General features: G+C 33.3%; 12 protein-coding genes. 4 read left to right on the forward strand and 8 right to left on the reverse strand.

From position 1 onward, the window contains the following. Window positions 1-817: 817 nt before the first annotated feature. The 6 genes from cysK to QO200_RS09335 all read right to left on the reverse strand — a co-directional run bounded on the left by cysK (window position 818) and on the right by QO200_RS09335 (window position 5,890). Window positions 818-1,732 (reverse strand): cysteine synthase A, encoded by a 915-nt coding sequence (gene cysK / locus QO200_RS09310; RefSeq protein WP_371539008.1) that lies wholly within the window; start codon window positions 1,730-1,732, stop codon window positions 818-820. Window positions 1,733-2,109: 377 nt separating this feature from the next. Then, complete coding sequence (locus QO200_RS09315; RefSeq protein WP_371539010.1) at window positions 2,110-2,604, reverse strand: DUF6265 family protein; 495 nt, start codon at window positions 2,602-2,604, stop codon at window positions 2,110-2,112. Between the two features lie 572 nt (window positions 2,605-3,176). Further along, a complete protein-coding gene (locus QO200_RS09320) occupies window positions 3,177-3,596 on the reverse strand; it encodes a hypothetical protein (protein WP_371539013.1) in 420 nt (139 codons plus the stop codon). A gap of 312 nt (window positions 3,597-3,908) precedes the next feature. Continuing rightward, window positions 3,909-4,490 carry a helix-turn-helix domain-containing protein gene (locus tag QO200_RS09325; protein ID WP_371539015.1) on the reverse strand — a complete coding sequence of 194 codons (582 nt, stop codon included), beginning with the start codon at window positions 4,488-4,490 and terminating at the stop codon, window positions 3,909-3,911. A 409-nt stretch (window positions 4,491-4,899) separates the two neighbouring features. Continuing rightward, entirely contained in the window at window positions 4,900-5,118 is a 219-nt protein-coding gene (locus QO200_RS09330) for a hypothetical protein (RefSeq protein ID WP_371539018.1), read from the reverse strand. Between the two features lies 1 nt (window position 5,119). Continuing rightward, window positions 5,120-5,890 (reverse strand): hypothetical protein, encoded by a 771-nt coding sequence (locus tag QO200_RS09335; protein WP_371539020.1) that lies wholly within the window; start codon window positions 5,888-5,890, stop codon window positions 5,120-5,122. A gap of 373 nt (window positions 5,891-6,263) precedes the next feature. Between QO200_RS09335 and prfA the strand changes: the two genes are divergently transcribed. From prfA to QO200_RS09355, 4 genes are all read left to right on the forward strand, one after another. Further along, complete coding sequence (prfA, locus tag QO200_RS09340; protein WP_371539023.1) at window positions 6,264-7,340, forward strand: peptide chain release factor 1; 1,077 nt, start codon at window positions 6,264-6,266, stop codon at window positions 7,338-7,340. 185 nt (window positions 7,341-7,525) lie between these two features. Beyond that, the gene (locus tag QO200_RS09345) at window positions 7,526-9,550 is read left to right on the forward strand and encodes a DUF5723 family protein (protein ID WP_371539025.1); all 2,025 of its coding nucleotides are present in this window, start codon (window positions 7,526-7,528) and stop codon (window positions 9,548-9,550) included. A 179-nt stretch (window positions 9,551-9,729) separates the two neighbouring features. After that, window positions 9,730-10,557, forward strand: coding sequence for an orotidine-5'-phosphate decarboxylase (gene pyrF / locus QO200_RS09350; protein WP_371539028.1), 828 nt, complete (start codon window positions 9,730-9,732; stop codon window positions 10,555-10,557). 261 nt (window positions 10,558-10,818) lie between these two features. Next, window positions 10,819-11,625, forward strand: a complete 807-nt coding sequence (locus tag QO200_RS09355) for an ABC transporter substrate-binding protein (RefSeq protein WP_371539030.1) — start codon at window positions 10,819-10,821, stop codon at window positions 11,623-11,625. 173 nt (window positions 11,626-11,798) lie between these two features. Here QO200_RS09355 and QO200_RS09360 read toward each other — a convergent pair whose 3' ends face one another. Together QO200_RS09360 and QO200_RS09365 are read right to left on the reverse strand one after the other, a co-directional pair. Next, on the reverse strand, window positions 11,799-14,222 hold the full coding sequence (locus QO200_RS09360) for a TonB-dependent receptor domain-containing protein (RefSeq protein WP_371539115.1): 2,424 nt from the start codon (window positions 14,220-14,222) through the stop codon (window positions 11,799-11,801). Beyond that, window positions 14,203-15,561 carry an HTTM domain-containing protein gene (locus tag QO200_RS09365; protein ID WP_371539033.1) on the reverse strand — a complete coding sequence of 453 codons (1,359 nt, stop codon included), beginning with the start codon at window positions 15,559-15,561 and terminating at the stop codon, window positions 14,203-14,205. The genes QO200_RS09360 and QO200_RS09365 overlap by 20 nt, the downstream gene beginning before the upstream one ends. Between the last annotated feature and the right edge of the window lie 20 nt (window positions 15,562-15,581).

The raw sequence follows: 15,581 nt of genomic DNA on the forward strand, positions 1-15,581 counted from the left end.
AATCTATATGCCTTTATTGTAATTCTCTAGTTGTACTTTTCTTTGGTAAAGCATAATTAAGCAAGAATTTCTAACCTCGGTATGTACTTCTTTAAGTTCTTTTTCACATTACTACAATCAGGGTCGACCAATAATAGGTCAGATTACTTAGCTGTTTCGCAATTATTCCTTACTCGCGCTAACGTTCGAGTTTCTATATAAAACTCTCACTAGCCGACACTAGTTTATAGTAGATGGCTTACTATTCAAATATACGTTATTTTATTTGCAACTAATTAAGGTAGGTTTTTGTTTGTCAGTGTAGTAGAGGCTCGAGTAGTAACTTGTTGGATTAGCTCAACTTTTTCGCAATAAAAAAATAATTTGCTGTGTTCAAGTAAGAACGTTCCTTTCAAGGGTAGAACTTTTTTTGTTCAGTTCGTAGCACGATTTGTTTTTAGGAAATTAGGTTTCTTGTTTTCAAAAATCAGCTATAATTCTTTTATTTCCACAAGAAGGAAGGCTACGATCTATTGTCGGTTGGGCCTTTCTATCAGAATGGTAACTTCATGTTTCTACTCTCTTGTTTTAATACGATCGTTTCAAGAGAATTTGCGTGTTTTATTTTCAAAGCTCATGTCAGGTTAACGACTGTTTTGCATGAAGGATGGCAGTGGAAATCCTTTGTGAAACGGAGTGTAACAAAGATTGTAGCGTACAGCCTGACTCTGCTGAAACGCTAGTGGAAGCAGGGGCATGCCCAGAAAACCGACATAAAAAAACCGACTTGCTTTCACAAATCGGCTTCTTGTTTATTGTTACTTTTTTTAAGTTTTTTTTATTCAAAAAGTCCTTCTACACTCAAATAGTGTTCTCCAGTATCGTAGCAAAAAGTAAGGACTTTAGCATTTTCAGGAATTTCAGAAAGTTTTTTGGCTACCGCTGCTAAGGAAGCGCCCGAAGAAATTCCTACTAAGATTCCTTCTTCTTTGGCAGCTCTTCGTGTATAATCGTAGGCTTCGTCTTTACTTACCTGTATGGCTCCATCCAGAAGTGCTGTGTGTAAGTTAGTCGGGATAAATCCTGCGCCAATACCTTGAATAGGATGGGGACCAGGAGCGCCGCCGCTAATAACTGGAGAAGCTTCTGGCTCTACGGCAAAAACTTTAAGATTTGGGTAATATTTTTTCAGGATTTCAGCGCAACCGGTGATATGGCCACCTGTTCCTACACCCGTAATCATGTAATCTAAACCATCAGGAAAGTCTTTTATGATTTCTTGTGCGGTCGTTGTTTTGTGAATTTCAATGTTGGCCGGATTGTCAAATTGAAGCGGTAACCAGGCATTAGGTAGCTCTTCAGACAGTTGCTTCGCTTTTGCTATGGCTCCGTTCATTCCTTTCTCGCGTGGTGTTAATACGAATTCGGCACCATAAATACTCATTAATCGTCTTCTTTCGACCGACATGGATTCTGGCATTACTAAAATTAATCTGTAGCCTTTTACCGCTGCTACCATGGCTAAACCAATTCCGGTATTTCCCGAGGTCGCCTCGATAATAACGCTGTCTTTTTCCAGTAATCCTTTTTTCTCTGCGTCTTCAATCATGGACAAAGCGATTCTGTCTTTTATGCTTGCGCCAGGATTCGCTCTTTCTAATTTAATCCAAACATTATGGTTAGGTCCAAACAATCGATTGATTTTTACGTGGGGAGTATGGCCAATTGTTTCTAGTATAGTATCGTATTTCATTTTTGATAGTTTTTATTTGAGATAGTAAATATAGCCCACTATTAAAACCCTACAAAAATAACAATTGTAAATAATTCATAAAAAACAGAATTTCTGTAGGGAAAGGTCTACTTGGGTTTTGAAAGAAGCATTAAGAAAATAATCAAATTTAAAATATGATGTTAGCTACCCATTAGTTTTGAAATAACTTATTTAAATACGTGTTTTAAGGTTTTCCTTATTGTATTAGTATGACCGTTGGATAATTGACAATTGCTGGATCGATTGAAAGGCCATTCATAATTTTAGGCTAAAGAACCTTTTCTTCTTGACGGTCGATTATAAAAATGGCCCCGCTGTATTCAAGCGAGGCCGTTTCTATAACGTGCAGTAGTTGCTTACTTAGTTCGAATCATAATATATTTTTCAGAACTGGGTTGACCTGATTGTATGCCTGATATTTCAGCGACTAGGCTGTCTTTAGAAACTTTAGTATAACTGATTTTTTGCGGATAATCATGTTTTGGGTTTTCAAAAACAAGTTGGTTTTCTTTCGTTTCGGTAAGAAGGAAAGCAACGGGTTTATCTTGGTTTTGGCCTCTTACATTGGCGTTATAACTTAATTGGTCTTCTATTTGTTGCAAGACGATTGTTTCATAATGAATGGTGTCTTTTCCTTTTAGAAAAAAAGATTGCCCATTGTAAGTACTGTCGTTTACTTTTTTCCAAGTTTCGGTAAGTGTTCCGTCAGTAGATTTGTTTTCCCATTGCCCTTGCATCCAACGTGCCGTTTTTATTTTATCTTTTTCGTTTTTATCTGAATCATCTGAATCCGTTTTTTTACAGGAAACGAAAATTGTTATTAGAACTAGAAAAGTAATTTTTTTATACATGGCTATTTTGAGATTGAGTTGTATTACAATGAAGCTGCAAAATTATGAAAAAAGATCGTAAATAGCCCTAGCTCTTTTGCTAAGGTTGTTCGGGTAGTTTAAGTCTTGTGTTTGTCGATTATTGGAGTGGCTGCGAAGTCAGGAGACTTCGCAGAGCAGTCACGACTGTATTTTGCTGTTGTAATTTATTCGTACTTCGTTGAGTAGGGAATTAATTATTTTGGATTATTCCAACCACTTAAAAATTCTCCTAAAGCAAAATCAACAAATATAACTATCACAATTATTGCTACAATTATCACAATAATCTTTGATGTTTTTTTATTCATTTTAATAATTTATCTGTTAATGTTTTGTTTTCAAACTGACCTCATGCTGTGCGAAGTCTCTCGACTTCGTACCGGTTTCTATTCGCTGCGCTAACTTTAACAAGCTTTATTTTCGTTTGTTTGTCGATTATTAGAGTGGCTACGAAGTCAGGAGACTTCGCAGAGCGATTACGATTATATTTAGCTGTTGCGACTTATTCATACTTCGCAGAGCTGGTTCTTTTACTTTAATCAATTTAAATTTTAATGACCTCTAAATTTATATAACTTACTAGATAAATTTTCATTTTCTCGAATAAACTTTAATAAGTATTCTTCTGTAATATTGTATTGTTGATGATTTTTATCTTTTGTTCTCAAGATTTGTTCATTTTCATATGTAATTTGAAAACTGTGTAAAATTCTATTTCTTTTAAATACCAAATTTGAAAATAATGATGAAGTTTCTTCATCTGAATTTTTTGTAATCGTTTCAGTAATTGGTTTTGTCAGTTGCCCTGAAGTTTTATCAATTAGTTCATACCAGTTGTAATTGTAATTGTCCACACGCAGAATATTTTCGATAACAAATTGGTTATTTGAATTGAAAACACAAATAGCGGAGCCTAATAATTCTCTGTATCTTCTTGATGGTAATGCTTGACGGCTATAATTTTCGTACATTTAATTTTCTTATTTGTATAACAATAATTTTTAAACGATTGTTTCCGATTTTTCTTCTTTTAGCATAACGACTAATTTGCATATAGATCTGACGTTATTAGACCTGTCACCCGTGCTGTGCGAAGTCTCCCGACTTCGTACCCGTTTCTATCCGCTGCGCTAATTTTAGCAAACTTTATTTTCGTTTGTTTGTCGATTATTGGAGTGGCTACGAAGTCAGGAGACTTCGCAGAGCGATCACAATTGTATTTTGCTGTTGTGGCTTATTTATAATTCGCAGAGCTAGGAATAGCCGAAGATCGGGCTGTAGTTTTACTTTATCATTTTAGATATAAATAATTCTTTCTTTAATCTTGAAACTTCCGCCTCTAATTGTATAATATATTTTGCTTCAAAACTTTGCGGCTCAGTATTTTCCATCTTTATTCCTTTAACATCTACAGTATTTACCTCTTCTGATTTTATTTCTTTTTCTTTTGAATTCTTATTTTCTATCATTAGATTAAGCAATTTTACTTTTGACTCAGGAATTTTCTTCCCTTGTTCATAGTTAATTATCGTTCTACGGTCAACTCCTAATACTACAGCAAATTTCGTTTGACTCAACCCCATATCTACACGCATATTTTTAATTTCTGTACTATTCATATTAACACTTTGTTTGTTTTTATTTGGTTTTTTATTATTAAATAAAGATGGTTCAAAAAGTTTTCCTTTTGATCTGAAAAAATCCTGGATTTCATTTTCATCAGCCGTGCATATTTTGTGATCCAAAATGATATTGCCCAGTTCACGGTCAATCACCGTTCTAAGATCACCGCTCGTAAAAGATTCAAATTCTGTAGAATTTACGGCAACTTTTTCTTTTATATTTAAAAGGTTTAAACTTCTCATTTTAATTTATATGTGATTTTTTTAATTGTGTTTTCTTTTATAAAAGTAGATACAAATATTGGGACCACTTGGTTGATTTTACAAATAAAAAATAAAAAAACATAGATCGTATGGTTGATAAAATTTTATTCTATTTTTTTAATTTGAGTTGTTTACTATTATTACCTTTTGATATAAATGTTCAATAAATTTTGTTTAGCCAATTTATTTAAATTAAAGTCTATGCATAAATTTTTGTGTTACATTTTTTATTTCTTCGAATATATAACTTTCTACTGAAAACATTGATTAAATATATTCGTTTTGACATATGTAATTCCTTTTGTATCAATAGCTTTAAGATAAATCGTAAACGAAGTTTTTAAGTGCTGATTTTTAAGCGAAAAACTTAAAATGTATTATGCTACATTTATTTTTTTAGAGCTTTAATCTTTTCTCTTTCCTTTTCTATTTGGTATTGTAAGGTATTAATGTTTTTTTTAGCACTTATTTTATAATGTGCCTGGGCTTTATTGATGTTATTTTTTTTTATGATTTCAATATTTTTTTTAAAATTTAATATTCTTTTTTTACAAGCTTCAATTTCCGCTTTTGGGTCGTTAGAAAATAAAAATGATAATATTCCCATATCAAATAAATAGTTTTAAAATTAGTAATATATAGTTTCCATTAGGTATCAAAATGATAAATGGTTCGGTAGTTTCGACAACGCTTTTAAACGTGATTTCATTAAAAAAATCATCTAGTAGAAACTCACTGTTGTCTAAAATTTTTAATGCGTTTTCGGGATTGTTTTTTGAGTTGTTTAAAAGGTTTAGTAGACCAACTAGTGCTGTCAATGCTATAAATTCTTTGGAGCTTTTTCTATATTTTGATTTAAAAGTATATAATGCAGCTATGATGAAAATTAAATCTACTCGAATCATATTATTCAGCAATTTTTGCTTTAATTTTAACTCTGTGAATTTTAGATTAATATTTTTAGAAAAATCAATTACCGTGTTTCCAGCATTTTGCGATAATACGATAGACATGTCTTTTATGTCACTAAATTTTTCAATACTACTATCTAAAGTCTTTGATATTGACATTTTCATCGTGTCAATATTTTCTGAGCTGCTTTGGATTATGTTATTTAAAAAATTAGTTTTTTCTGATTCTGAAAGATTTTGAACAATTAGAGATTGCTCTTCTTGCCCTTTCATATCATTTTCTAAACTATTTGAAAAATATCGGTTTTTAAGATCTTCAAAAAAAATAGTTACATTAGCATGAGAACTATGATCTTCATTGGTTATTTTTTCTTCTTTTAAATTTTTTAGCAAACTGTTTTTAAATGAAGAAAAAAACAGTGTCGTTTTATCTATTAAAGAATTATCATTAAGGTCATTTTTGTCCATTCTTTAAAAGTGTTAGTTAGGGATTTAATATGTAAATTCGCTAGATATGGTTTGCAATAATATATTCTATTTGGTTGAATAGAATTTTTATTGATACATAATTATTCTAAACCGTAAATACTGATTTAATAAATTCGTTTTTCAAATTTAATTTCTTTTCACACAAGAACTTTACGGGAAGCCGTAAACGGAGTTTTTTAGCACTGATTTTTTAGCCCTGATAGTAGCGGCATCCTTTTTAATCCGCTTTTTTTGCGGATAAAAAGATATAGCGAATAGCAGGAAATAGCTCCTAAAAAAAACTTGGAACTTTAAACATTAAACTTTAAACAAAAATTTCGTAATTTTGCACTCCAAATAAAGGAACAAGAATATGTTAGATAGACTTCAAATAGTAAAACAACGTTTCGATGAGATATCGGATTTGATCATCCAGCCGGATGTAATCTCTGATCAGAAGCGTTATGTGCAATTGAATCAAGAGTATAAAACTTTGAAAGCATTAGCAGAAAAGCGCGATGAATACGTGCTTATCATGGCTAATATTGAAGAAGCAAACGAAATAATTGCCGACAATAGTGATGCTGATATGACCGAAATGGCCAAGATGCAACTAGACGAGGCGAAGGAAAGATTACCGGAACTGGAGGAAGAAATCAAATTTATGTTGATCCCGAAAGATCCTGAAGATGCTAAAAATGTAATGGTGGAAATTCGTGCCGGTACCGGTGGGGATGAAGCAAGTATTTTTGCAGGGGATTTGTTCCGTATGTACACTAAATATTGTGAAAATAGAGGTTGGAGAACATCTGTTGTTGATATGAATGAAGGAACTTCTGGTGGTTTTAAAGAGGTGATTTTTGAAGTTAGCGGTGAAGATGTTTATGGAACTTTGAAGTTTGAAGCGGGTGTTCACCGTGTGCAACGTGTTCCACAAACGGAAACGCAAGGACGTGTTCACACATCGGCAGCGACTGTTATGGTGCTTCCGGAAGCAGAGGAATTTGATGTTCAAATTGATATGAATGATGTTCGTGTGGATTTTTTCTGTTCTTCTGGACCAGGTGGACAATCTGTAAATACTACCAAATCAGCGGTGCGTTTAACGCATATTCCAACTGGTTTAGTAGCGCAATGTCAGGATCAAAAATCACAACATAAGAATAAAGATAAAGCTTTTGGTGTATTGCGTTCTCGTTTATACGAACAAGAATTAGCCAAAAAACAAGCTGAAGATGCTACAAAACGTACGTCTCAAGTAAGTTCTGGTGACCGTTCTAACAAAATACGTACTTACAATTACGCGCAAGGTCGTGTGACTGATCACAGAGTAGGTTTGACGCTTTACGATCTAGGAAATATCATGAATGGTGATATCCAGAAAATTGTTGATGAACTAGCATTAGTGAACAACATGGAGAAACTGAAAGAAGCAAGTGAGGTTTATTAAGAAGAAAGAGAATATAATATAGAATCAAGAAAAAAATGCCATACTAAATTTTTTAGTGTGGCATTTTTATTTTTTTGTGTCTGCAATGTTATTAAAAATTATAGGAAAGTATTTATTAAATAATTTTGGTAGTTTTGTCGAAAATGTAGGAATTATTAAATATATACTTTGAATTAGAATAAATTATGAAAAAAAAAATACTAGTAGTTCTTGCGTTTGCAAGTTTTATTTCGGCAAATGCTCAATCGTATCTTGGATATACCCATGATAATTATGCGGGTGTTCAAGGCGTGTTGTTCAATCCAGCCTCTATTGTTGATTCTCGTTTTAAAACAGATATAAATTTGTTTTCAAGTAGCTCATCTGTTAATAATGATGCATACGGTGTTAGTTTATCTGATGTTACAAAGTCAGGTTATGATTTTGATACACAAGCTAAAAAAACGTTTTCAAACAATAATAATGCTACCTTCAATACCGATGTTATGGGGCCATCGTTTATGTTTAACATTGCACCAAAACATTCGTTGGCTATTTTTACAAGAGCAAGAGCTTTTGTGAACGTACTTAATGTAAATGGACAAGTTGTTAATGACATCAGCGCAGACAATCATACAAGTTTTCCGTCTGCAACTTTGGGTAGTCCAAATGCAGTTGGTAATTCATGGGGAGAGCTAGGTATATCTTATGCAGCTGTTTTGTTGCAAAGAGGGCAACATTTCTTAAAAGGAGGTATTACGGCTAAATATTTACAAGGTGTAGCCAATTATCATTTACAAGGAAACAATGTAACGGTAAAGTATGACGATAGAGGAAATCCTCTTTTGGATACATATACGTCTACTGGAACGGCTGTTTATGGTTCAAGCCAAGATTTTGCGACTAATGATAAGATTGATATTGATAGCAAATCAAAAGGGTTTGGTTTTGATTTAGGTTTAGTTTACGAATGGAGACCAGATTATGACGCTTCTAGCACTGATAGTAATAATCTAAGAGAAGTGAATAAGTATAAGATTCGTTTTGGTGTTTCGGTTACTGATTTAGGTTCAATGAAATATGATAAAGGAATTTTAAATAGTTATAATTTGAATAAAACGATTACGGCAGCAAATTATCAGGATGCGTCTAACTTTGATGAGTTCATGAAAAATAATTATGCTAGAACAACTATCAATGGTACCGTAAAATCATACTTACCAACGGCTTTGCATGCAGATGTTGACTGGAATATTCACAGAAAATTTTATTTAAATTTAAACGGAGATTTCAACGTTGTTGATAAAAATAAATTAAGTCAAAATAGTATAGCAAATAGCGTAAGCTTGACACCTCGTTTTGAATCAAGGTGGTTTAGTTTCTACGTTCCTGTTACGTACATGGATTATAGCAAGCAAGCTCTAGTAGGTGTAGGATTGCGTACGGGAGTTTTCTTTATTGGATCAGGATCTGCTATTTCAAATCTTATTTCTGATAATTCAAGAGCGATTGATTTTCATTTAGGAATGAAAATACCAGTTTACCAAAAGAAAAAGAGAGTGGTAGAAGAAGTAGAGGAAGTTGTTATTAAGGAAACTGCACTGGCTCCAGATACTGATGGTGATGGTGTAATTGATAGAGACGACGCTTGCGTAAATGTTGCAGGTCCGGCAGACAACAAACGTTGTCCTTATGCAGATACAGACAATGATGGTACTTTTGATAAAGATGATAAATGTCCAACAGTAGCTGGTCCAACAGAAAATAACGGATGTCCATGGGCTGATACAGATGGTGATGGAATTGCTGATAAAGATGACAAGTGTCCTACAATAAAAGGTACAGCAGCTAATAATGGTTGTCCAGAAGTTACTGCAGAGGTAATTAAGCAATTGAATAGTTTTTCTAAAGCGATATTGTTTGACTCTGGAAAAGCAACGATTAAACCTGAATCTAATGTTAAATTGGAAGAAATTGTAAAGGTAATGAACAGTTATAGTACAGCTAACTTCATGTTGGAAGGATATACAGACAGCACTGGATCTGCGGTAAAAAATTTACAATTATCGAAAGAAAGAGCAGCAGCAGTCAAAGAATATTTAGTTGCAAAAGGAATTAATGCCGACAGAATTACATCTGAAGGTTATGGTGTAGTAAAACCAATTGCATCTAACAAAACAGAAGCAGGAAGAGCTCAAAATAGAAGAGTTGAAATTTTATTAGCTAAATAATTAGTTCAATATTTTAAGTTTATAAAAGGAATGAGGTCTGAAAGGGCCTCATTTTTTTTGTTTTAGACCATTAGAAATGATTTTTTATTGTTGCCGTGTTATACATTTTTTAAGAAATGTGCGTATTTCGAAATTAATTGAATTCTAGTTTGTAAATTTGCGAAACAACCCAATTACAAATGACTACAGAACAACTTTACAATCAAATTCAATTCAAAAAATCGTTTCTATGCGTAGGCCTAGATGTTGATTTAGATAAAATTCCACCCCATTTATTAGAACTTGAAGACCCGATTTTTGAATTCAATAAAGCAATCATCGACGCCACATATGATTTATGTGTTTCTTACAAGCCCAATACCGCTTTTTATGAAGCGTATGGGATTAAGGGATGGAGTTCGTTACAAAAAACAATCAATTATATCAACGATACTTATCCTGATATTTTTACTATTGCAGATGCTAAGCGTGGCGATATAGGCAATACATCATCCATGTACGCCAAAGCTTTTTTTGAAGATTTAAACTTCGATTCGGTTACTGTTGCTCCGTATATGGGGAAAGACTCTGTAGAACCTTTCTTAGCTTTCGAAAATAAACACACTATTATGTTGGCATTAACGTCAAACGAAGGTGCTTTTGATTTCCAAACGCTTACTGTTGACGGAAAGGAATTGTACAAACAGGTTTTAGAAACGTCTAAGACTTGGAAAAACAGCGAAAACCTGATGTATGTTGTAGGAGCTACTAAAGCAGAATACTTCACAGAAATCCGTAAGATTGTTCCAGACAGTTTTTTGCTAGTTCCTGGAGTAGGGGCACAAGGAGGATGTTTATCTGAAGTGTGTAAATACGGTATGAATGCGAATATAGGATTACTGATCAATTCTTCTAGAGGAATTATTTATGCTTCTAACGGAACTAACTTTGCCGAAAAAGCAAGGGAAGAGGCTTTGAAAATGCAACAGGAAATGGAGCAAATAGTTCATTTAAAGTTTAAAGTGTAAATAGTTCGTTTAAAGTTTAAGGTTTGAAGTTTTTTGGATTGTGTGTGAAAATTTTAAACACGAATTTGCACGAATTAAAAGTAATAATCTTGTGTTCTTTGCGGTTAAACTTTAAACTTTTTCAAACTTTAAACCTGAAACAAAAACTTCGCGGTTAACCTTTAAACTTTTTCAAACTTTAAACCTGAAACAAAAGCTTAGCGGTTAAACTTCAAACTTTTTCAAACCTTAAACAATTTAAACAATTTAAACTTTTCTCTTTTGAAACAAAAAACCTTAACAGACCAACTCGGGACATCCCATACTTTTGAAACTTCGCCAAAACGAATCATTTCATTAGTTCCTTCTCAAACGGAATTATTGTATGATTTGGGTCAGGAAGCAAAGATTGTTGGGATAACCAAATTCTGCGTGCATCCCTATCATTTTAAATCGACTAAGAAAACTGTAGGTGGAACTAAGAAAGTGAATTATCGAAAGATAAAAGAATTACAACCCGATATTATCATTTGCAATAAGGAAGAGAATACCCAAGAAATGGTAGAAAGACTTCGTGAGATTTGTCCAGTTTGGGTGACTAATATCATTACAATCGAAGACAATTTTCAGATGATAACTGACTTTGGCCAACTTCTAGACTGCAGAACCGAAGCGCAAAAATGGAACGATAAATTGGCTTTTGCCTTGAGCGATTTTAAAAATTTTGTAAAAGATATTCCAGTTAGAAAAGTAGCCTATTTTATTTGGAAAAAACCATATATGGTTGCGGGTTCAGATAATTTCATCAATGAGTTATTGAAGCTAAATCACTTCAAAAACATCTACGACAATAAAGGGCGATACCCTGAAGTTGCCATTGAGGAAATCGTGGAAGAGGGCGATCCTGATCTCATCTTTCTTTCTTCAGAACCGTATCCGTTTAAAAAGGAAGACGGCTATGAAATCAGTAATTATACTGAGAAAGCACAAACGGTCTTGGTTGACGGTGAAATGTTTTCGTGGTACGGCAGCAGACTGCTAAAGGCATTTGAATATTTTAAAATGCTGCATGGTAATTTAGGGAAGTAGTTTTATTCAGATAAATTAATTGTTATATAGAAAGAAATAAGTTCGACAACGTTCAATTTTGCGATCTAATTGTTACTAAAAAAACAAACCATTTAGGAATTAAGTTTCATTAAGCGTCAGTCTTAATTTTTCTTAATTCCTAAATGGTTTTCAATTTTAGAATGTTTCGTTCTTTAAAACACTAATTCTAGAGTCGTGTAGAACGTTCTATTGTCAGAAGGGATTATTCCGGGCCCTGGATATCCTGTGGCTCTACGTGTGAAATAACTGTTGTTTGTAAAGTTAGTTACACCAGCTTCCAGCTTCCATTTTTTCCATTTATAGGAAGTAGAAAAATCGGCTACGTAGTAAGCAGGTATGGTTCCTGAAATTCCAGTTGAAACATTATTTGAGTTATTACTGCTTGCGCTTGAAAGTTGTGATGATATATAGGTAAATTGAACGCTTGAAATAAAGTTTTTATACCCTATACTAGTTCCTGTTTTGATGTTGTATAAAGGCACAAATTCTACTTCATATCCTTTTTTGATAGATGGTATATCTGATTTTAAATAACTTGAACCTGTGATGGCAGAATTAGTAAATAGATTCCAACTAAGATTTTCCTTGCTTTCAAAATAGGTTTTAGCAATATTCCAATCTAATAATGTTTCAAAACCGTAGGTTAGAGCTGTACCTGTATTAGCTCTGATTTTTACAACTTGATTAGAAGAGTTAGTACTATCATAATCACCTATTTTATCATTGTAATAGAGTCCGAAAATACTCGTGTCAAATGATAGTTTGTTGTCAATATGACCTCTTAATCCAATATCAGAAGTATACCCTTTTTCATCAGTAATATTTTCATCTATTTGTTGACTAGGGCTCACTGTACGGATGTCGCTAAAAGTAACGGAACGATAATTTTGAGATATATTTCCGTAGAATTCTATTCCGTTTTTAGGTTTGTAGCTCAAGCCAACTCCTAATAAAAGTAAATTTCGATCTTTAACTATGTTTTCAGATTGAGTTTCATCAAGAATAACGTTGCCAGCCAAGTCGCGATTTATAATTTTATAAGTACCTTTTGCTCGTGTTTTAATTTTTTCTATCCTAAAACCAGGAGTAATGGTGAAACTACTGTTAAGTTTAAAAATATTTTCACCAAAAACTGCTAAATTCAAATTTGGGAAAGTAAAATCGGATTGGTTTTTATAGAATGGAAATTCATCAATTGCAATGTTAAAATTAGCATCGCTACCAGAACTTCCTGGACCTTGCTGTTGCTTATTATTAGATTGATAATATTTTGCTCCAATTAAAAAAGCACTCTTCTGTTTCCCAATATAATATTGTTTTAAATATCGGGCTTCGGCACCCCAGTTTACAAATTCTCCAATGATTAAATCACGTTCTCCCATAGGATCTGGAGTAGTAATTCGATTGTCTCTAAATCCTAGCGCTTTCCTGCTAGCATCCAAACCAAAAAGTTGTAGCGAAAAATTAGTATCTTCATTAAATTTATGCTTTAAACGTAATGCAAATAAATTCCAATCAACTGCAAACCAGTTCCTAGTACGGTTGCTTTGTTTTGGATTTTCGTTGAATCCTTCATCGGTTAAACCACCGGCTTGTTGCGCTAAATAATTATAATAAGTATAATCAAAATGTAAGGATGTTTTATCGTTGAACTGATAATTCAGGTTGGCAAAATAATTTTTACTTTCAAAATCTGAATTGGGTCTGTAACCATTTCCTTGTTTGTAGTTATAAAATGTATAGTAACTAAACTTGTCATTGGTTCCACTCAAAGAAGTAAAATTGGTAAACAAACCATAAGATCCAATCGTGTTTCTAGTAATTAATTCAATGGGTTTTTTACTTGGTGTTTTTAATTTAAAATTAATCAAACCACCAAATTGTGTTCCGTATTGCAAAGATGCGGCACCACGAATAACTTGGATTTCTTCCAATGCTTCCGTCGGAGTAGCGTAGTAGCTTTCAGGATATCCTAGAACATCAGCACTAATGTCATAGCCATTTTGACGGGTATTAAAATTAGCAGTTCGGTTTGGATCTAATCCACGGCCACCAATGCTCAATTGCAAACCGCCATCAGAACTTTCGTTAATGGTAAGTCCAACTACTTGTGCAAAAATCTGACGCGCATTATTAGTAGCTTTATTAGCAGTCAATTTACTAATATTAATTACTTCTGTTTTTTTACCAGCATAAATCGCTGTTTCTTCAATGTCTTTAAGCTTGTGAATGGCCATAAGTTTTTGATTTTGCTTTCTAATAATCACCTCAGTCAGGTTGGTTATTTTATTTAGAACGATGGTAATGGTACTTCCCGTAGTGATGTTGTTTTGTTCAACAATTGCATATCCTTCTTTGAAGAATACAAAATCAAAACTAGTTGACTTTTTTTCATCGATTTCAAATGCGCCATTTGCATCCGTAAACGTTTTTGCATTTGTTGACTTATTGAATATTTCTACTTTATCCAATTTTCTTCCGCTAGCATCAGTCACCGTTCCCGAAATTTTATTTTGGGCGAAGCTAAGTAGAGGCAGCAGTAAAAGTATAAATAGTCTAAAACCCTTTAATTTCATCATTGAAGGGTAGTATCCAGGTTTTGTGTTTGAAACTTTCATTTTCTTTGGCTAAATTTATTTTTGAATCTATATATTTCTGGCTTAATCGCCCGTTGAGTGCTACGTAGCTTTCTACATAAACTTCGGGATCATTAACGCCTTCTTGTTTGTAATAATTGTGCAGATAATGGGCATATTCTAAGATAAAATCAGGTTGAAAAGCCATTTGTTTTTCTTGAAATGTGGTCAAAAAATGGCTGTTGTTCACAACGATTTCTTTTTTGGTTACAGCATCCCTCACGGTAAAAGTCGCGTACCCCGCTTTTTCCATCAGCATCACGCGCCAGGAGAAACGAAAGCCTTCTTCACTCCAAAACAATTCATTAGGATAACAGAAATACCGGAAAGGAAATAGGAGTTGGAATACAACAAAACAGCTGATAAAAAACACTTTAGCTTTATAGGTGTTGTTGAAGGTTTGTCCTTTTTCTTTTCCGTTTTCGAATAAAATAATGCTGCTTGAAAATATTCTGGCAATAAAGTTTAAGACCTTTTTGTGGAAACTGGCATCAAAGAAAATCAAGCTGCTGATGATCATTACGTATGGAAAAACACCTATTGGGAATAGTATTTTAGTTAAAATGTGAAACACCACAACTAAAATAAAACCGAACAGTCGGGTTCTTTTGTAAAGTAATAAAAATACAATTGCGAGATCGTAAATGGCTCCGGTCCAACTGAAGGCGTAATGCACCCAATTTTCATTTAATAACGATCCTATCAATGGGAGATTAGAATTATTGGGTAACCATATTTTAAGAGGCATTGCTTCAATAAGCCAATCTGAATTCAACTTTGCCAGTCCAGCATAAAAATAGACGATAGCCAATAGTAATTTCAGAATATCGATGTTCCAGCTGGGTATTTTTGCAAAACGCATTTTTTCATTTTTATAGGCATCAACCGAAAAATAGCAGTTTGCAGGTAAAAACAATAATACAAGACTGATTATGGTAATGAAGTAGTAGTGATTTAGATAGGTAGTCTTATCCATTAGCTCGATATAGGTAAAACTCAAGAAAAAAGTGAGAATGGCCCATTTGTATTTGTAACCAATAGCTACAAACAGTGCAGCGATACCACAGATTAGGAATACAACATAAGTATAATTCCCAATAGGTTTAACCCATTCAAAACCGTAATAGGTAAAATGGAAATCTGGGGTGATATAAAATTTTTCAATCCAACCGTAAGTGGCAAAACGAATCAAACTCAAAAGCATCATTAAACCAAACGCTAGCCTATAGAAGGCTAGCGTTGCGGCTGAAGTATATTGTTTGAAATAATTTTGAATCATTACAGTAGGTACTATTTGTC

Origin of the sequence: Flavobacterium sp. Arc3, from assembly GCF_041431375.1 — a bacterium.
Lineage (GTDB): Bacteria > Bacteroidota > Bacteroidia > Flavobacteriales > Flavobacteriaceae > Flavobacterium.